Source organism: Peribacillus glennii (assembly GCF_003429105.1).
Lineage (GTDB): Bacteria > Bacillota > Bacilli > Bacillales > DSM-1321 > Peribacillus > Peribacillus glennii.
Genome location: NZ_QVTD01000008.1, coordinates 1 through 17,014, shown reverse-complemented (window position 1 = coordinate 17,014; position 17,014 = coordinate 1). Strand labels below are relative to the sequence as shown.

The 17,014-nt window shown below is 43.1% G+C and carries 18 protein-coding genes, 11 tRNA genes and 1 riboswitch; of the genes, 10 read left to right on the top strand and 19 right to left on the bottom strand.

All coding sequences use genetic code 11. From position 1 onward, the window contains the following. Window positions 1-20: 20 nt before the first annotated feature. The 3 genes from D0466_RS12775 (at window position 21) to katA (ending at window position 2,354) form a co-directional block, all read left to right on the top strand. Window positions 21-245 carry an alpha/beta-type small acid-soluble spore protein gene (locus tag D0466_RS12775; protein WP_117322955.1) on the top strand — a complete coding sequence of 75 codons (225 nt, stop codon included), beginning with the start codon at window positions 21-23 and terminating at the stop codon, window positions 243-245. A 133-nt stretch (window positions 246-378) separates the two neighbouring features. Further along, a complete protein-coding gene (locus D0466_RS12770) occupies window positions 379-615 on the top strand; it encodes a hypothetical protein (protein ID WP_117322954.1) in 237 nt (78 codons plus the stop codon). A gap of 284 nt (window positions 616-899) precedes the next feature. Then, a complete protein-coding gene (gene katA, locus D0466_RS12765) occupies window positions 900-2,354 on the top strand; it encodes a catalase KatA (RefSeq protein WP_117322953.1) in 1,455 nt (484 codons plus the stop codon). A 422-nt stretch (window positions 2,355-2,776) separates the two neighbouring features. On the opposite strand, the gene D0466_RS12760 is transcribed toward katA, so the two are convergent. The 3 genes from D0466_RS12760 to D0466_RS12755 form a co-directional block, all read right to left on the bottom strand. Then, window positions 2,777-3,607 carry a prohibitin family protein gene (locus D0466_RS12760; RefSeq protein WP_117322952.1) on the bottom strand — a complete coding sequence of 277 codons (831 nt, stop codon included), beginning with the start codon at window positions 3,605-3,607 and terminating at the stop codon, window positions 2,777-2,779. After that, window positions 3,591-3,740 (bottom strand): hypothetical protein, encoded by a 150-nt coding sequence (locus D0466_RS22570; RefSeq protein WP_199484553.1) that lies wholly within the window; start codon window positions 3,738-3,740, stop codon window positions 3,591-3,593. Before D0466_RS22570 ends, D0466_RS12760 begins: the two co-directional genes overlap by 17 nt. A 224-nt stretch (window positions 3,741-3,964) precedes the next feature. Further along, entirely contained in the window at window positions 3,965-4,864 is a 900-nt protein-coding gene (locus D0466_RS12755) for a glycosyltransferase (RefSeq protein WP_158555901.1), read from the bottom strand. 147 nt (window positions 4,865-5,011) lie between these two features. Between D0466_RS12755 and D0466_RS12750 the strand changes: the two genes are divergently transcribed. Then, window positions 5,012-5,227, top strand: coding sequence for a hypothetical protein (locus D0466_RS12750; protein ID WP_233522636.1), 216 nt, complete (start codon window positions 5,012-5,014; stop codon window positions 5,225-5,227). Window positions 5,228-5,360: 133 nt separating this feature from the next. On the opposite strand, the gene D0466_RS12745 is transcribed toward D0466_RS12750, so the two are convergent. Further along, entirely contained in the window at window positions 5,361-6,593 is a 1,233-nt protein-coding gene (locus D0466_RS12745; protein WP_117322950.1) for a benzoate/H(+) symporter BenE family transporter, read from the bottom strand. A 454-nt stretch (window positions 6,594-7,047) separates the two neighbouring features. Between D0466_RS12745 and D0466_RS22225 the strand changes: the two genes are divergently transcribed. After that, window positions 7,048-7,185 (top strand): hypothetical protein, encoded by a 138-nt coding sequence (locus tag D0466_RS22225; protein WP_158555900.1) that lies wholly within the window; start codon window positions 7,048-7,050, stop codon window positions 7,183-7,185. Window positions 7,186-7,380: 195 nt separating this feature from the next. Here D0466_RS22225 and D0466_RS12740 read toward each other — a convergent pair whose 3' ends face one another. Both D0466_RS12740 and D0466_RS12735 read right to left on the bottom strand, forming a co-directional pair. Beyond that, entirely contained in the window at window positions 7,381-8,742 is a 1,362-nt protein-coding gene (locus D0466_RS12740) for a PFL family protein (RefSeq protein ID WP_117322949.1), read from the bottom strand. A gap of 16 nt (window positions 8,743-8,758) precedes the next feature. Further along, on the bottom strand, window positions 8,759-9,037 hold the full coding sequence (locus D0466_RS12735; RefSeq protein ID WP_117322948.1) for an ACT domain-containing protein: 279 nt from the start codon (window positions 9,035-9,037) through the stop codon (window positions 8,759-8,761). An 81-nt stretch (window positions 9,038-9,118) separates the two neighbouring features. After that, window positions 9,119-9,196: riboswitch (glycine riboswitch) on the bottom strand. Between the two features lie 251 nt (window positions 9,197-9,447). On the opposite strand from D0466_RS12735, the gene D0466_RS12730 reads away from it, so the two are divergent. The 5 genes from D0466_RS12730 to D0466_RS12710 all read left to right on the top strand — a co-directional run bounded on the left by D0466_RS12730 (window position 9,448) and on the right by D0466_RS12710 (window position 14,000). Further along, window positions 9,448-10,119: a response regulator transcription factor gene (locus tag D0466_RS12730; RefSeq protein WP_117322947.1), complete on the top strand. Its 672-nt coding sequence runs from the start codon at window positions 9,448-9,450 to the stop codon at window positions 10,117-10,119. Next, complete coding sequence (locus D0466_RS12725; protein ID WP_117322946.1) at window positions 10,116-11,477, top strand: HAMP domain-containing sensor histidine kinase; 1,362 nt, start codon at window positions 10,116-10,118, stop codon at window positions 11,475-11,477. The genes D0466_RS12730 and D0466_RS12725 overlap by 4 nt, the downstream gene beginning before the upstream one ends. 174 nt (window positions 11,478-11,651) lie before the next feature. Beyond that, the gene (locus D0466_RS12720; protein WP_117323146.1) at window positions 11,652-12,587 is read left to right on the top strand and encodes an ABC transporter ATP-binding protein; all 936 of its coding nucleotides are present in this window, start codon (window positions 11,652-11,654) and stop codon (window positions 12,585-12,587) included. Further along, window positions 12,565-13,269, top strand: a complete 705-nt coding sequence (locus tag D0466_RS12715; RefSeq protein WP_117322945.1) for an ABC transporter permease — start codon at window positions 12,565-12,567, stop codon at window positions 13,267-13,269. The genes D0466_RS12720 and D0466_RS12715 overlap by 23 nt, the downstream gene beginning before the upstream one ends. Further along, window positions 13,269-14,000 (top strand): ABC transporter permease, encoded by a 732-nt coding sequence (locus D0466_RS12710; protein ID WP_117322944.1) that lies wholly within the window; start codon window positions 13,269-13,271, stop codon window positions 13,998-14,000. Before D0466_RS12715 ends, D0466_RS12710 begins: the two co-directional genes overlap by 1 nt. Window positions 14,001-14,126: 126 nt before the next feature. Here D0466_RS12710 and D0466_RS12705 read toward each other — a convergent pair whose 3' ends face one another. The 13 genes from D0466_RS12705 to D0466_RS12645 form a co-directional block, all read right to left on the bottom strand. Continuing rightward, window positions 14,127-15,176, bottom strand: coding sequence for a hypothetical protein (locus D0466_RS12705; RefSeq protein WP_117322943.1), 1,050 nt, complete (start codon window positions 15,174-15,176; stop codon window positions 14,127-14,129). Continuing rightward, window positions 15,169-15,678: an RNA polymerase sigma factor gene (locus tag D0466_RS12700; RefSeq protein WP_325048720.1), complete on the bottom strand. Its 510-nt coding sequence runs from the start codon at window positions 15,676-15,678 to the stop codon at window positions 15,169-15,171. Before D0466_RS12700 ends, D0466_RS12705 begins: the two co-directional genes overlap by 8 nt. Window positions 15,679-15,935: 257 nt before the next feature. Continuing rightward, window positions 15,936-16,026: transfer RNA gene (locus tag D0466_RS12695), tRNA-Ser, on the bottom strand. Window positions 16,027-16,039: 13 nt separating this feature from the next. After that, a tRNA-Asn gene (locus tag D0466_RS12690) sits at window positions 16,040-16,114 on the bottom strand. Window positions 16,115-16,129: 15 nt separating this feature from the next. Next, window positions 16,130-16,206: transfer RNA gene (locus tag D0466_RS12685), tRNA-Ile, on the bottom strand. A 4-nt stretch (window positions 16,207-16,210) separates the two neighbouring features. Further along, a tRNA-Gly gene (locus D0466_RS12680) sits at window positions 16,211-16,284 on the bottom strand. A 20-nt stretch (window positions 16,285-16,304) separates the two neighbouring features. After that, window positions 16,305-16,386 (bottom strand) — tRNA-Leu (locus D0466_RS12675). A gap of 7 nt (window positions 16,387-16,393) precedes the next feature. After that, a tRNA-Cys gene (locus D0466_RS12670) sits at window positions 16,394-16,467 on the bottom strand. 59 nt (window positions 16,468-16,526) lie between these two features. After that, window positions 16,527-16,601: transfer RNA gene (locus D0466_RS12665), tRNA-Gln, on the bottom strand. Window positions 16,602-16,609: 8 nt separating this feature from the next. Further along, window positions 16,610-16,685: transfer RNA gene (locus D0466_RS12660), tRNA-His, on the bottom strand. An 8-nt stretch (window positions 16,686-16,693) separates the two neighbouring features. Next, a tRNA-Trp gene (locus D0466_RS12655) sits at window positions 16,694-16,767 on the bottom strand. A gap of 8 nt (window positions 16,768-16,775) precedes the next feature. Beyond that, a tRNA-Tyr gene (locus D0466_RS12650) sits at window positions 16,776-16,860 on the bottom strand. Window positions 16,861-16,887: 27 nt separating this feature from the next. Next, window positions 16,888-16,963: transfer RNA gene (locus D0466_RS12645), tRNA-Asp, on the bottom strand. Window positions 16,964-17,014: the final 51 nt, after the last annotated feature.

Sequence of the window (17,014 nt, the reverse complement as noted above, 5' to 3'; positions counted from 1 at the left end):
TAATGAGGAGGTGAACAAACATGTCAAATCGTAGTGGAGGCCGCAATCGCCTTTTAGTACGAGGCGCAGAAATGGCCATTGAGCAACTCAAGTATGAAATTGCTGCTGAGTTTGGGATTCAGCTTGGAGCAGACCAAACAGCCCGTGCAAACGGTTCAGTAGGCGGTGAGATCGTAAAACGTCTTGTTGCGACAGCTCAATCTCAATTATCTGGACAAGTTGCACCACCGAACACTTCTCGCTAAAAAGCTACACCAAAATATTATAATCTTTGGATTTGCTGCCTGCCTAGCAGGCAGCTTTACTTTATTTTAGTATATTTACACCGCCTGGTGGCATTCTATTTGCTGTAATAAAAATTATTAAGGAGTGAAGAATATGCCACAACAGATTTTTCAAGCAGCGCAGGCAGCACAGCAATGTCTTCAGCAAATCCAACAAATCGCTCAGGTACTTAGCCAACAGGAGCAGCAAAATGCACAGTTAATGCAACAGGTCCAAAACGGCGCTCAAATTGGCATGCAAGCCCAGATGTTCGCACAACGGGAAATGAACGCGGCCCAGCAATTGCAGCAAATCCAACAGTTGGCACAGCAAGTTTCCCAGCAGCTTTAGAGCAGCGACAGTTCTAATAAATAAGGTATTATATAATGAAAAAACCCCGTACAGGGGTTTTTCATTATATAGGATTTTACGAGTTTTCCTCCATATGTACTCATTATGGTAAGGATGATTGACCATAACTCCTCTGACCCATTGTATCTTCTCCCCTTAATGCATGCACACAGGAACTCCCTTTAAACTACTTATTTATAATTATTATAAAAAAGTATTGATTTTTTATTACTAGATGCTATTATAGGCATATACTAAAAAATCCATTAGAGGTGATCCTTTTTATGAGTACTAATAATAAACTCACTACCAGCTGGGGAGCCCCGGTAGGCGATAACCAAAACTCCCAGACAGCCGGCCAGCGCGGCCCTACATTGATCCAGGATGTCCACCTTCTTGAAAAATTGGCGCACTTCAATAGAGAACGTGTTCCTGAGCGTGTGGTCCATGCTAAAGGCGCAGGTGCCCATGGTTATTTCGAAGTGACAAATGATGTATCCAAATACACGAAGGCAAATTTCCTGTCAGAAGTAGGAAAGCGTACACCTATGTTCATCCGATTCTCCACTGTAGCCGGTGAACTTGGTTCTGCTGATACCGTTCGTGACCCGCGCGGATTTGCCGTTAAATTTTACACTGAAGAAGGAAACTATGACCTCGTCGGCAACAATACGCCTGTTTTCTTCATTCGTGATGCGATTAAATTCCCGGATTTCATCCATACTCAAAAAAGAGATCCAAAAACTCACTTAAAAAACCCTACTGCTGTTTGGGATTTCTGGTCTCTGTCACCTGAATCTCTACACCAGGTAACTATTTTAATGTCCGACCGCGGAATTCCTGCTACACTTCGCCATCAGCACGGTTTTGGAAGCCACACATTCAAATGGGTGAACGAACAAGGCGAAGGAGTATGGGTAAAATACCACTTTAAAACAGAACAAGGCATTAAAAACCTTGATGTAAATCTGGCAGCAAAGCTTGCAGGGGAAAATCCTGATTACCATACAGAGGATTTATTCAATGCCATTGAAAACGGAGACTTCCCAGCATGGAAGCTTTATGTTCAAATCATGCCTATGGAAGATGCAAATACTTACCGCTTCGATCCATTCGATGTAACAAAAGTATGGTCCCAAAAAGACTACCCATTAATCGAAGTGGGCCGTATGGTATTAAACAAAAACCCAGAAAACTATTTCGCAGAAGTCGAGCAGGCAACATTCTCTCCTGGAGCTTTTGTCCCTGGTATTGAAGCTTCACCAGACAAAATGCTCCAAGGACGCTTATTCGCTTACTCAGATGCTCACCGTTATCGTGTTGGGGCAAACCATAATGCACTGCCAATCAACCGTCCAAAAGCAGAAGTGAATAACTATCAGCGCGATGGACAAATGCGATTCGACAGCAATGGCGGAGGTTCTGTATACTACGAACCAAACAGCTTTGGAGGACCAAAGGAGTCACCTGAAGACAAGCCTGCCGCACTTCCTATTACAGGTGTCGCTGACAGCGTAGCTTACGATCACAATGACCACTATACACAAGCAGGCGATTTATACCGCCTAATGAGTGAAGAAGAGCGCGCACGTTTGGTTGAAAATATTGTAGGAGCAATGAAGCCTGTTGCTCTTGAAGAAATCAAGCTTCGCCAAATCCAGCACTTCTATAAAGCTGATCCTGAATATGGAACTCGTGTGGCTCAGGGACTTGGATTGTCATTGCCGGTCGAAGTTTAATATTTACGCAATAAAAGAATCATACTATAAGAGAATTTTTAATTCTCATTTTCATTCTCATTTTCTCAATTATGAGGCTGGCTCAAAAGAGCCAGCCTCTTTCTTTTGCCTGGGAAACTACCAAATGGGGAGCCTATGTTAAGATGAAGACAGAGGTCTGGTTAGGCCCGCAGGATAAGGGAGGCTTTGACAGCAATCGCACGAAACAAAGCGGCAGCTTCGTGAGGATTTGGGTTACACAGGTATTATTACAGGATATAATGCACTCAGCCTGTGTACTGATTTATGCAAGTAAGAAAGTTTTATACTGTTTAATATACTAAAAAAGGCCCGTCAGGAAACAGACCCAAAGTAATTCAGACTAATTTCGGTTTACATTTATCTCTCTGCTGCCTGCATGACTGGCTCGATATCAGGAAGCGTTACTTTTGTTGTTCATCAATTGGTATCTGGATCAATTGATTAGCTCCTGTTGCTTTCGGCATCTTACCGTCCCATTTCTCAATCCATTTATTTTGTATGACTTCCTGTGATATCGATTTTTTAATGATGTCATTGTAGTCAGCGATCCCTTTTGCTTCAATTTGTTTTTTCTGTGCTTCTGCTTTGGCGATTTTCAGCTCGATTTGCTTCCTTTCCAATTCCTGAGCTGCCTCGACCCGTTTATCGATTGCCGCCTGGGTTGCTTTATCGGGTTTAGGCACACCCAGAGTCAAATTATCTACCGTAAAGCCCAGATCACGAATATCATCTGAAAAAATCGTCTGGACATTTACGGCCGCTTCCGAAGATTTTTCCCCGTATGTGTCAATAACCGAATATTTAGCGATTGCTTTGCGCCCTGCATCCCAAAGCCTGGTCCGCAAATACGAGTCCTCGATCTGTTCAACTTCGATAGGACCAAACTTATTAAATACATCCACTACCTTGTCAGGCTGAATGCTATAATTATAGGCAAAATCGATGGTCACATTTTTCCCATCCGAAGTAGCGACCTGGATATCATTATAGTTAACGGTCTGCATCCTTACAGGATAGATTGTAACTTTATCGAATAACCCCACAAGATGCCATCCCTGGCCAAGTGTTTCATCCTGGACCCCGCCGTTAGGGCTGTAGACCACCCCTACATACCCATTTGGGATTTTCTCAATAAACATTGTGGTAATCAAGACAGCAAGGATGAGTGCTGCACCTACAATAATTCCCCCTAGAACCTTACCATTCTTTCTTTTTTTACTTGCCGTTTCCATCTTCGTCCCCCCCTAGTTTCTCCTTAATCCTTTTTGCTGTGTCACCGATCTTTTTAAATGATGGAGACAGCATAAGCCAGATTCCTATGCATAGTAAAATCACAACGATACTCGATCCGATAAAGACCTTCATGCAATCCCCCCTTCTCTTATTCTACAATCCCGGGAGATAAAGTGATATCTCTTCATTATATTGCTAATTGCAAAAATTAATGGCGGCATAAGATGAATTTTCTAAATAATTAGGGTTCTTATTAATGAGATAAAATCAGCGGTATTAAGAGATTCCTGTATGATAAAAAACCCCCTTAGCCTATCGGAGGTTTCACTAAATTCTATCGCTATGTTAGCGAGAATTTAAATCTTTCGATATAGCTGATGATAAGCAATTGCCTCTTCTTCCGGTGAACAATGTTCAATGATCCAATCCCTGGCTTGTTGGACAACCATCTCCCGCATGAAGCGGTCATTGACAATACTATGGACCGCTTCGGCAAATTCCGGCATTGTTTCATAAATCCAGCCCGTCCTGCCGTGGCTGATCAAGGCCCGATTGGCTTCATTATTCCTCGCGATGACAGGGCGGCCCATTGCCATCGCTTCCATAAGGGCGATGGACTGTCCTTCGGATTGCGATGTGTTAATGACGATTTGGGCTGTTTCGTACCAGATTTTCATTACCTCATAAGGAACGACGCCTGCATACTTCATCCAATTTCTCGACATTGCCGCTTTTTGGATCTCGGCATGGACATTCCCGTCCAAATTTGCTCCAAGTATCGTAAAGTCCATATCAGTGTAATCCTCTTTTAGCCGGTCAAGCGCAGGAAGAACGTGAAGAACATCCTTGACCGGACGTAAACCGGCAGGGAGAAGAATACGAGGGATCATTTCCTGGCTCCTCTTTGAAATATTCCAGGGCATCCAAATGCCTTGAGTGATCACAATCGTTTTCTCCCCCCATTCCGGGGCAAGATGATTGACCTTTTCCTTGGCATCCTCCGTAAAAACGGTAATGAACTTAGCATGATCCAGGAAGGCAAACATCTCCTCTTCCATGTCTTCTTGAAGATCAATATTAATGTCCGTACCGCCCATGGTAACCAGGTAAGGGCGGTCTAAGGTGAACCCGTTCTCCCTGGACCATTGCAGAAAACGGGTAGCATGCAGGATATGATAAATATCTGCTTGGGGATAGTACCAGTTATCGTTTTCCAAATAAGGTATGACGGATGTATTGATATTTTGTTTATGCAAGAAATGAACCAATCTCTTGATCGTTGTTGAATTTCCTCTGGGTTGGTTAAAGTAGGGTGCAAAAAATAATATATGCATAACAATCTCCTGAAAGTGACCGCACAAAAAGCAGCCGTATATTTATATGTTTTAAGGGAAATGTATTTTTTGAAGAAAAAAATTTCCATTAAAGGGATGATGAATATAGTGGTAAATAATAACGGGAAAGAACCGCAGTTTGAGAGCGGGGAAACAGAGAATAAGAAAGCAAAAGGATTATATGGGCTCGATCCGGATACGAGTCTTCTCTCTGTGAACTATGCAACAACTGAAAATCCTTATTTAAGTGAACATTATAATGAGGAATCCAAGGAAGTACCCTGATGCACTTCACGGTTCGCGTCGATTCCCTAGGGAGTTTACATGCAGGGTCTTGCCACAATCATCGATCCAGCCTGTCGGCAGAGTTTGCCTGCGGGCTGGATTCTACCATAGTTTTCATTCTGCATCTAGCTATTTAAACATCCTGGTTTTCTACCGTGCGTGCTATAACCGCACCGAACACAAGCGCCCATACCGGTGCGCTTATATGCAGAAATGATACGTTTGACAGCGCGATTATGAAGGCAGATAACGCACTCAAGCGATATTTCGTTCCGGCAAATGCCATCTGCAGGCTTGAATGCAAAACCCCTATGAGTGCAAAACCCGCCAACAGAGAAATGAATGCCTTTGGCAGGGATTGAATGAACGGAACAATCTTCCATGAAAAGATTCCAAACAATAGAATTACGATACCCGATACGATGGCTGCCATATATCGTTTTGACCTGGGACCTGAATCGGGTCCGGCACTGATTGCTGTCATCATGCCCGCGATATTAGCGCTTTGTCCCCCGAAAAAAGACGTAACCATGGAAAATATCCCACTCATTGATACGATTTTTCGAATCGGGGGATTAAAATTGGAACTTTCCAACGCCCCGATCCCCGGAGCAGCATCATTGCTCAAAATCAGCATGGCGAGTGGAAGAGCCAGAGTAAGCATTCCCATCAAAGAAAATTCAGGCGATTGTATAGAGGGAAAAGAAAATGGGATATCCGCAGCCCCCATACTCAATCCATTTGTCAATGCCAGGGTCGCAAAACCGACCGCTACCGCCACCATTACCGGCGGCAAACGCTTGCTAAATTTCGTTGTTAAGAAGAAACTCAATAGAGCAATCCCCCCAACCAGAGGTAACTCTTTAATGGAAGGAACGAGTTTAACCACGTAACCAGTCACCAAACCTGCCAGCATCGCAGAAATAACTTCTTTCGGAACCCACTTGATGATTTTTGTAAACAGGCCGGAAATGCCCACAAGAAAAATCAAGAGCCCAGACATCATATATCCGCCGATAAGCTGTGGATAAGTAAAATGCGAGGTAACCGTTGCCAAAAAAGCAACCCCTGTGATCGAGTGGCCTCCAGTGATTGGGATTTTATACAGCATTGGCATAAGGATACCGAAAATCCCACCGAAAAAATATACGGCAAACATCCAATTGATTGTTTGCTGATCTGTAAAACGGCCTGCAGCCGCTGCTTCCAATATAATGATAGCCGGGCCTGTCATCACCATCGTGCTGGAAATAAGCCCTGAAGATACATTCTGTGTTGTTAGATTATGCAAAAAATGTCCCTTTTTCAATTGTCCTTCCGGATTCAAAACATTCTGTCGTTCCATATATTTGTCTGGCAACCCCATCTGAACCACTCCTGTCCACAGTCATTTACGATACTATAATAATTGGGACAGGAATGGTCATCTGTCAAGCGAATTTCCTGAATATTTCTATTTTTATCCCAATTATTTCGCAGTCCATACCTGTAATTTGAAGATTATATCCACTTAATCCATTTAAATTTTATTAAGGTCATTATACGATATGTGGACCTTACCAAGAAAGAAGCTAATGTTTTTCAAGCAGATATAGAAACATTTCAAACAGAAGAACTTATGAAGCAATTATTATCCCAACAGGAGCATTTTTGTTAATTGATGATGAGGCAAAAGCTTTAAAGGCGTTAGCCAATTTTCATAACCACTTGGAGCCGGATGGCCGGTTACTAGTAGATATATTTTTACAGTCTGATTTTGTGGAAGGGAGATCCACTATCGGACGTTTAAGAATACACAAGGCAACCTTATCACGCTGCAAATGATTCAATCAGAAGTGAACCATATCGACCAGACTACGGTTTCCCTTCGCCGCTATGATAAGTGGAAAGAAGGTAAATGTATCGACAGTGAATTTGAAACTTTTAAATTGAAATGGTGTGGAGTAAATGAATTTTAAAGGTTATTAATGCAAATTGGATTTCGAGATATCACCATTTTTTGCTGATTATACTTATAAACAATATCCAACAAGTCTACATCAGGTAATTACTTTTGAAGCAGTTAAGTAATAACCATTCACCCCAATAGCAAGTAAAATAGAGTTGGTTCTAATACCTAGAGCCAACTCTATTTTTATCTCTTTTTCTTCCGATCAATTAATCAGTGCCTGGAGTGGGGCCGGAATGCGCCCGCCACGTCGGATTAGCTTTTCAGAACTATATGGATTGACTCCCATTACAGGCGCACGGCCAAGCAAGCCACCGAACTCAACCATTTCCCCTTCTTCTTTGCCAGGAACGGGGATCACCCTTACTGCTGTCGTTTTCTTATTAATCATCCCGATCGCCGCTTCGTCAGCGATCAGGGCTGACAATGTTGCTGCCGATACATCACCAGTCAGGGCAATCATATCAAGTCCAACGGAACATACGCATGTCATGGCTTCCAATTTGGAAAGCGTCAGGGAATTATCCATGATGCCTCTGATCATTCCATTGTCTTCACTGACAGGGATAAAAGCCCCGCTTAAGCCGCCCACGTACGAACTTGCCATGGCCCCGCCTTTTTTCACGGCGTCATTCATAAGGGCAAGTGCCGCAATCGTTCCATGTGTGCCAACGCGCTCCAGTCCGATTTCCTCGAGAATTTCAGCGACGCTGTCATTCATGGCATTCGTCGGTGCAAGCGATAGATCCATGATTCCGAACGGCACTCCCAACCGTTCTGCCACGACCCTCCCGATTATCTCCCCTGCACGGGTAATTTTGAACGCCGTTTTTTTGATGACATCCGAGACTTCACCTAAATCTGCCTCCGGATGGCGTTTCAATGCGCTTAGCACAACCCCGGGACCGCTTACACCAACATTGAGGACAACTTCTCCTTCTCCGGCTCCATGGAAAGCCCCTGCCATAAACGGATTATCTTCGACAGGATTACAAAAGACAACCAGTTTGGCACAGGCCATTCCATCCTGATCTTTTGTCCGTTCAGCAGCTTCCTTGATAATCACGCCCATCTGGCGGACAGCATCCATATTGATTCCCGTCCTTGTCGTGGCAACTGAAACGGAGGAACAAACTCTCTCTGTGACGCTTAATGCTTCCGGAAGGGCGTCAAGCAAAGTCTGGTCACCCTTTGTGATTCCTTTATGTACAAGCGCGGAATATCCGCCAATAAAATCGACACCAAGCTCTATAGCTGCTTTATCAAGTGTTTTTGCCAGTTCGATTGCCTGGTCTTTCGTTGCATTCCCTATAATTTCGGCAATGGGTGTTATCGAAATCCTCTTATTTATGATCGGAATGCCATATTCCTTTTCAACATCTTCAGCGACCGCCTTCAAATTGCCGGCATAGCTAACAATTTTCTCATACACTTTCTTGTTCATAATCTGAAAATCTGAATCCGCACAATCATGGAGGCTGATCCCCATCGTTACGGTGCGTATATCCAGGTTTTCCATCTGGATCATCCGAATCGTTTCCATCATTTCATCGAGTGCAATCGTCATCTTTTTCCCCTCCTGTTCATACACGGTGCATCGCTTGAAAAATTTCTTCAAGCTGGATATTTATTTTCAGGGAAAGCTCCTCCCCTGCCTCATTAAGCAAATCTTGCAGACGATCCAGATTTTCGATTCCGGCAACGTCCACAATCATCATCATTGTAAAAAAATCTTGTAAGATCGTCTGGCTTATATCCAGGATATTGATGTCATTGTCTGATAAAACCCTTGTCACTTTCGCAATAATGCCTACTTTGTCCTGTCCGACGACACTTACTACCGCACGTCTCATACTGTCCATCTCCCTGATTGTGAATATAATAAAAAAAGATTGGAATTACTCCAATCTCGAAAGTCAGCAGAATAACCTAAGATATGCATAAGTTACTCTTCTGTCCTTTTGCCTGAGATTGTGAATCCTTCGGCGCCGCATGCAAGCGGTCTCTCCAGAAGCTGCTCCCGTTATAGTGTTACCCACAACGATCATTGCTTGCTATTTAAAAATAATAAACCGATTATAACAATCCCCAATAACAAGGTCAATATAATATTTTATCCGAACCAAATAAAATTGGCACATGATAGGATTGGAACCATGCCCCCTATAATGTGCATGTTAGACCTCCCTAGTTTTGGTTTCGATAATTTCAGAGACATTTTTCCATCTATCTATTGTAAAATTAAACCAGATAAGAGTTGGGAGAGATATTCATGAAAATATTATATCTGGAAGATGATTTGGAAATCGGGAAGTGGGTCAAGGAATATTTGGAATCCAGGGGATACGAAGTGGACTGGTTCACTTCAGGCCTTCATCTCCCTGAACGCGAGGACGGATACGATTTAACAATTCTCGACGTCATGCTTCCCGGGCTGGACGGATTTTCATTAGGGAAGCGTTTAAAAAACAAGCACTCTCAGATGCCTATTATTATGTTGTCCGCAAGATCAGCAATAGAAGACAAACTTGAAGGTCTCGAATTTGCAGATGATTATTTAACAAAGCCATTTCATGCAGAGGAATTGGCCAAGCGGGTGGAAGTCCATCTGCGAAGGTACGACAAGTCCCTTTCTTCTAAGCTCCGGATACGCCACCTGGAAATCGATCAAAAGACAAATAGCATTATAAACACTATCACAAATGAAGAGATTATTCTTACAGGAAAGCAGTTTCAGATTTTCAAATATTTTTTGCGCCATTTAAACCAAATATTAACCAAAGAGCAACTTTTTGAAAAAGTGTGGGGAGATCAGTATATAGAGGGAGATCATAAAACATTAATGGTACATATCCGCTATTTGCGTGAAAAAATTGAACAAAATCCATCAGAGCCGGAAATCATAGAAACCATCCGCGGCATCGGCTATCGGGTGAAAGGATGAAGTGGCATAACTCGATCCAGTTCAAATTTGCCGTATTTGTTTTGATTGCGATTATGTTTATCCCCATTGTGATGCCTCTCACTTCAATGGTGACATATATACCCGGTGTTTTCATTGAATATGAAAATACCCCGTATGAAGGATTTAATGAGCTGACAGAAATGTGGCATAGTGAGGCGCGAAATCTTGAGGGAAAAGAAGATTCCAAGATTAAAAAGCGGCTTCAAGAGTTAAATGACAAGTACCCTAAATCGGAAATCTTTTGGGTGGATCACACTGGCCGGACCCGGGACACCTTTTCTTACTCAGGAACCCTTCCAGGTAAGTGGTCTGTGCCGTATACCATCCAATTTATGAAAGACAGCTTCGACGCCGATCCTTATACGGTGGTTGCATTCTTAGGAAAAAAAAAGGATAGCGGCTTTATGGTGATCAAGGTTGACCGTATACTGTTGGAGCCGCCAGTCCAACGTCTTAGCGAGGGATACAATTATGCATTCATAATCGTTTTTCTGGCCTTTATGCTTCTATTTGCTTTACTTTCTTACTTATTTATCAGGAGTATTCGAAAACGGCTGCTGCGTCTGAAGGAGGCCATGGAAGCAAAAAAGGGGTCCGGTATCCCATTAGCTATCAAAATTTCAAAAATGGATGAAATCGGCCAAATCGAAGAAAGCTTTAACAGCATGGTGCAAGCATTAGAAGGAAGCCGCCTTCGCGAAATACAAGAGGAAAAATTACGCCGGGAACTCATTGCGAATCTATCCCACGACATCCGAACACCCCTAACTACGATCCGGGGCCACCTGAACAGCATAAACCAAGAAATTGATACTGCAAAAGGAAAAGCAGCCCTAGAGACAATCGATCATAAAATTGACTTCTTAAGCGGACTCATTGATAACCTTTTTTCTTACACTTTGTTATCGGCCGGAAAATATCCATGCCACCTGAATCGAGTTGAAATGAACCGATTTATCCGGGAAGCCGCGGCTGGTTGGTATCCAATCCTGGAGGAACATGAAATAGAAGTTGAATTGCAAATGCAACAGCAACCGGCCTTTTGGACCGTTGACCCTAACTGGATCGAGAGAATCATTGATAACCTGCTCCAAAATGTGGTTCGCCATGCGAGAGAGGGAAAATTTGTAGAAATATCATTGACCGATAATCAGCTTATTTTTAAAGATAAAGGGAGAGGCTTTTCCCAGGAGAGCAAACAAAAAGGTGCGGGAATCGGAATGGTTATCATTGACCTGATGGTAAGGGAAATGGGACTGGAATGGGAAATCGAATCAACTGGCACAGGCACAACGATATATATTAGAAAGCTCGACGCCTCGGGAAGCTGTTTATAGGTTAACTCCTTTGTTCCAAAAAAGTTGGTGTATTCCGCAAAAAAACAGACGTAAAATTCTTTTATAATCTTGCACTCCATCAAATATATAAAGTGTTTTTTTAAGTTCTTTTTAAACTTCATTGCACCTCTCTTTTAACCTTGGCTGGTTAATATAGGAAATGAGGTGATGGAAATGAAGGAAATAATAGTGCAGACAACGGATTTAGTTAAAAAATTTAAAGGAAGGCCGGCAGTTAAGTCGGTTAACCTGTCGATTGAAAAAGGTGAAATTTATGGTTTTTTGGGTCCGAACGGGGCTGGTAAAACAACCACGATTCGCATGCTGCTTGGATTGATGAAACCTGATTCAGGAACGATTGAGTTGTTCGGAAAAAATGTAAAACGAAGCCATCTTGAAGCTTTAAAAAAAATCGGTTCTTTAGTGGAGTCTCCTTCCTATTACGCCCATCTTACAGCCAGGGAGAACCTAGAAGCAATCCGGAAGCTGATATACGTTCCGAAAAGCCGGATCGATGAGGTTTTATCCATTGTACGATTGACGGAAGATGCAGACCGGGCTGTAAAGGGATATTCACTCGGAATGAAGCAGCGCCTGGGAATTGCCTCGGCACTCCTCGGAAATCCAGAGCTGCTGATTCTGGATGAACCGACAAACGGCCTGGATCCATCCGGCATCCATGAAATCCGTGATTTAATCAAAAGTATGCCTCAGCAATATGGAATAACAGTGTTGATTTCCAGCCATTTACTTAGTGAAATCGATCAAATGGCCACAAAGGTGGGGATTATTTCAAAAGGAGAAATGATATTCCATGATTCCATCGAGGCGCTCAGGAATAAGGCGCAAACGCAAATTAAACTCCGCGTGGAAAATGCGGAGCAAGCAAAAAATCTGCTTTTAGGCAAAGGGTTTGTGCTCAAACAAGGAGACAATGCGTTACACCTGAAGGATGTAAGGGATCACAATGTAGCCAAGGTAATCAATTTACTTGTCCAAAATGGCATTGGGATCTATCGGGTCGAAGAACAGCGAAAATCGTTGGAAGAGATCTTCCTAGGCCTTACAGATGAAGGGGGTGCGAAACATGCTAAAACTTCTGCAAGCTGACATGCTTAAAGTTAAACGCAAATGGCTTTGGTTCCTTGTCTTTCTAGGTCCATTTGGTGTCATCGCCCTTCAAATAGTGAATTACCGGGTGAGGTATGACTATTTAATCCAGCAGCAGCCGGATGTTTGGAAAGGGCTCATGGAAAATGTAAATATGTTTGTAGCACCAGCTATGTTGCTTGGGATGACAATTATCGCCTCTCAGCTGGCAAACATTGAGCATCAGCAAAGTTCCTGGAAGCATCTGCTCAGTTTGCCCATCAGGCGCAGGGATGTTTTTTCATCAAAATTCATGATCGCTGTCATGATGCTTATCGTTTCATGCTTGTTGCTATTTATCGGAACGATTCTCTTGGGTGTGGCTTTAAAGTTTGGCTGGGATTTCCCCTTCCAAAGTCTTCTTGGAAACAGCTTTTACCCATTGTTAGCCGGGCTGCCAGTGCTTGCTCTCCAAATCTGGCTTTCGATTACCTTTCAAAATCAGGCGTACCCGCTTACATTAGGGATATCTGGAGCCGTTTTTTGTATGTTATCGTATAAGGCCCCTGTCTGGTTCATCTGGAAGTGGCCGCTAATTTTAGGCGATCAGGATCCGAACCGGTTTGTCTTAGCCGGAATCCTGGTCGGATTTATTTTTTTTCTGATTGGAATGGTCGATTTTCAAAGAAGGGATGTGAAGTAATGCTGTCGTCACTTATACAAACGGAATTTTTTAAAATCCGAAAAACAAACATTTTATCATTGGTGTTTGTAAGTCCGATCCTAGCCACAATGGTAGGTTTTTCGATAACACAAATAGAAGCCTCGCCTAATGATTGGGTAACTCCTTTGATTTTTATGACTTTCGTTCACGCTTTGATCTTTCTTCCTCTTTTAATTGGTGTCTTTTCGAGCTTTGTGTGCCGTTATGAGCATCTACATGGCGGCTGGAAGCAATTGCTGAGTCTGCCGGTCCGCCGTGAACAGGTCTATCTTGCAAAATTTATTGTCGTCATATCAATGATTGCTTTAAATCAGCTTCTTTTTGCTGCCGGATGGATTGGAATAGGACTTGTGAAGGGATTTTCCGACCCATTTCCTTTTGAAGTATTAAGCAAAGTGCTGATGGGAGGATGGATCGCAACACTGCCCCTCGCTGCTGTTATGCTTTGGGTATCAATGGCATGGGCCAGCTTTGCTGCACCACTGGCGCTTAATGTGATATTCACGCTCCCTAATATCCTTATTGCCAACTCAGAAAAGTTTGCTCCCTATTATCCATGGATTCAGCCCTTTTTAACCATGGTCCCGCCAGGTGAAGAATCATGGGGCGCCTTATTTGTTTCTTTTGAATCCATTGTTTTTGCCATAATGGGGGGATTTATCATCTTTTTCATGGGTGGGCTCATATATATTCGCAGAAAAACAGTATAAGGAAGCATAAAGGTTGGGTAAAGAGGCGGGATCAAAAAGAGTTGCATAGCAATTCCCCTCTTAAAGTACAGCCGCTCCCACCTTTAAATGGCACTGATTTGTTGTATCAAAGGTCAATACTTGATTTTATTCAAGCTGAAAAATCGCTTTCACTTTCTCATGAAGCTTTTTATCCCTTGTCATGGAAATATATTCATCGTTTATATTGAAAAATATGTTTGCATTTGAGTCCAAGAGCTGCTTCTTTTTGCCATTTTGTATTATTTGATATAGATAGCGGTCTTCTGCTCCATCTTTTCTTATAATTTTATATGTCTTACCAGTTTTATTCTCAAGATGGATCAAGGAAATAAATCCGGTATCCGTTTTTAGGATCATGGAAAAATTTGGTTTTGTATGAAAAAAGGCCATATAATTAGAGTTATGTATTCCCTGGATGTTGATTCCATATTTATTTATGGAATGCAGCATTTCCTTGGCATGGTCATACTCGTTCGGAATAGTCAAAGGTTTTCTTGCATCTACTTGAAAACTGGCGAATTCTTTATCGTCAACAGTAACATCGATTTTCCAAAGTCCCGGTTTATCCAAGCTAAATTTCGCAGCGCTATGGGCATCGGCCTTAATTACACTATTTCCAGAAGCGGAAATCTCTGTTTCATACAGTTTAACTTTTCCCCCGGTTTCTGCGTGTGTACCTGTCATTTTGTATCTCTTTCCATTCAGTTCGTCCTTCTTCCCCCAAAAATATACTTCATAGTGACGCCCCTGCGGCCCGCCAATAAATTCTGGTTCATGTTGTTCCCCGTTGACTTTTCTAATTCCGAGCTTCCCTTTTACGCCGTAAAGTGTTTGGCCGTTAACTATAAAGGTTGGATTAGGCTTCCGAGTGTTTTCTTCTCCTTGTTGGCTGTCAGGCAAATTTATACTGATGGATTCATCATTATCATTATTTGTAAATATAACAGATAGCACGAAAACTAATGCTAATGCTGATGCACCCGCCAGTTTAACGAACACTTCCTTCGTTATGTGTGCCGTCCTATTGTTTTTGCTGCGTCCCAAAGAAAACTCCTCCAAGGAATGGTATATCTCCTGTTTTCTTTGACTATTTAAAGCAGGTTTAGGCATGCCTTTAAGTTTCCGGTCGATTTCGTTCAAATCTTGATTACTCATCCGATATCCCTCCCAACCTTTGCTTTAGCGCTTTTCGTGCTCGATGATAAGTGGAACGGACTTTGTTTTCATTCCATTCGAGTGCCGCAGCGGCTTCCGCCACAGAGAGCTGCTGGATTCCTCTCATAATGAGAACGTCCCGATAGGCTGCTTTAAGCGATTGAATGACCCTGAAAATATATTTGTTTTCTTCATTTAAAAGCAGAATTTCTTCTGGATTATTAATAGTTTCCCGCGTATGTTGAGACTCAAATAATAAGTTTTTTATCCGGTACCTTTTCCTTCTCCTGATCTCGTCAATTGCAACATTGCGGGCAATACTAAAAAGCCATGTTTTTGGGCTGGCATTTCCTTCATACCTTTCAATTCCTTTCATCGCCTTTATAAATACCTCTTGAACTAAATCTTCCACATCGGCTGAACCCGTCCGGTAAATCAAGAACTGGTATATAACATCACTGTATAATTGAAACCACTCCAGCACATCCCTATTGCCCAACACCCCAGCCCCCTCGACTGACATCTCTTTCTTATTTAGACGTACTGGATATGCACTTATCGCACTTTTCGAAAAATTTTATATAAAAAAAAGACCCTTATATAAAAGGTCGTTTTTCACCAATTTTAGCAAACTTATCACGAATCGTTGTCCTGACCTCAAAAAGAATTCATCCAACAGTTCGTTATGTACAGTGAAAAATCCCAGTGAAGCTTCGCACAATTTGCTCTATCCTATTGAGAGAGAAGGTGCAGCTTATATGGCGGAGAAGGAGGGATTTGAACCCTCGCGCCGCTCACGCGACCTACACCCTTTCCAGGGGTGCCTCTTCAGCCTCTTGAGTACTTCCCCATAAACATAAAAATGGCTCCGCAGGTAGGACTCGAACCTACGACCGATCGGTTAACAGCCGATTGCTCTACCACTGAGCTACTGCGGAACAAATATTTCAATATGGTGGGCCTAAATGGACTCGAACCATCGACCTCACGCTTATCAGGCGTGCGCTCTAACCAGCTGAGCTATAGGCCCATATTGGAGCGGGTGATGAGAATCGAACTCACGACATCAGCTTGGAAGGCTGAGGTTTTACCATTAAACTACACCCGCATAAACATAAAAATTATAAATACCGGTGGTCGGGGTCGAACCGACACTCCTTACGGAACACGATTTTGAGTCGTGCGCGTCTGCCAATTCCGCCACACCGGCATAATATTGGAGGCGGCAACCGGATTCGAACCGGTGGTAAAGGTTTTGCAGACCTTGGCCTTACCACTTGGCTATGCCGCCAATCTGTGGATTTCTAGTGATTCCAAGGTTTTTACCTCTACAATGCTTTTTCCTAAAGATGGCTGGGCTAGCAGGATTCGAACCTACGAATGACGGAGTCAAAGTCCGTTGCCTTACCGCTTGGCTATAGCCCAATAGTATATGGGGCGGCTGATGGGAATCGAACCCACGAATGTCGGAACCACAATCCGATGCGTTAACCACTTCGCCACAGCCGCCATGATGCTGGCAGGGGCAGCAGGAATCGAACCCACACCAGAGGTTTTGGAGACCTCTGTTCTACCGTTAAACTATGCCCCTATCATGGATGGTGGAGGGGGACGGATTCGAACCGCCGAACCCTTAGGGAGCGGATTTACAGTCCGCCGCGTTTAGCCACTTCGCTACCCCTCCATATTTGTTTAGGAGAATTTTTGTTTATGGCGGTCCCGACGGGAATCGAACCCGCGATCTCCTGCGTGACAGGCAGGCATGTTAACCGCTACACCACGGGACCACTTCGATTGCGGGGACAGGATTTGAACCTGCGACCTTCGGGTTATGAGCC

Coding starts and splice junctions, on each gene's coding strand:
- D0466_RS12725 (WP_117322946.1), top strand. CDS start 10,116: ATGAAGTGGCATAACTCGATCCAGTTCAAATTTGCCGTATTTGTTTTG.
- katA (WP_117322953.1), top strand. CDS start 900: ATGAGTACTAATAATAAACTCACTACCAGCTGGGGAGCCCCGGTAGGC.
- D0466_RS12735 (WP_117322948.1), bottom strand. CDS start 9,037: ATGGACAGTATGAGACGTGCGGTAGTAAGTGTCGTCGGACAGGACAAA.
- D0466_RS12720 (WP_117323146.1), top strand. CDS start 11,652: ATGAAGGAAATAATAGTGCAGACAACGGATTTAGTTAAAAAATTTAAA.
- D0466_RS12775 (WP_117322955.1), top strand. CDS start 21: ATGTCAAATCGTAGTGGAGGCCGCAATCGCCTTTTAGTACGAGGCGCA.
- D0466_RS12740 (WP_117322949.1), bottom strand. CDS start 8,742: ATGACGATTGCACTCGATGAAATGATGGAAACGATTCGGATGATCCAG.
- D0466_RS22570 (WP_199484553.1), bottom strand. CDS start 3,740: ATGAAGGTCTTTATCGGATCGAGTATCGTTGTGATTTTACTATGCATA.
- D0466_RS12705 (WP_117322943.1), bottom strand. CDS start 15,176: ATGAGTAATCAAGATTTGAACGAAATCGACCGGAAACTTAAAGGCATG.
- D0466_RS12710 (WP_117322944.1), top strand. CDS start 13,269: ATGCTGTCGTCACTTATACAAACGGAATTTTTTAAAATCCGAAAAACA.
- D0466_RS22225 (WP_158555900.1), top strand. CDS start 7,048: ATGATTCAATCAGAAGTGAACCATATCGACCAGACTACGGTTTCCCTT.
- D0466_RS12745 (WP_117322950.1), bottom strand. CDS start 6,593: ATGGGGTTGCCAGACAAATATATGGAACGACAGAATGTTTTGAATCCG.
- D0466_RS12730 (WP_117322947.1), top strand. CDS start 9,448: ATGAAAATATTATATCTGGAAGATGATTTGGAAATCGGGAAGTGGGTC.
- D0466_RS12715 (WP_117322945.1), top strand. CDS start 12,565: ATGCTAAAACTTCTGCAAGCTGACATGCTTAAAGTTAAACGCAAATGG.
- D0466_RS12760 (WP_117322952.1), bottom strand. CDS start 3,607: ATGGAAACGGCAAGTAAAAAAAGAAAGAATGGTAAGGTTCTAGGGGGA.
- D0466_RS12770 (WP_117322954.1), top strand. CDS start 379: ATGCCACAACAGATTTTTCAAGCAGCGCAGGCAGCACAGCAATGTCTT.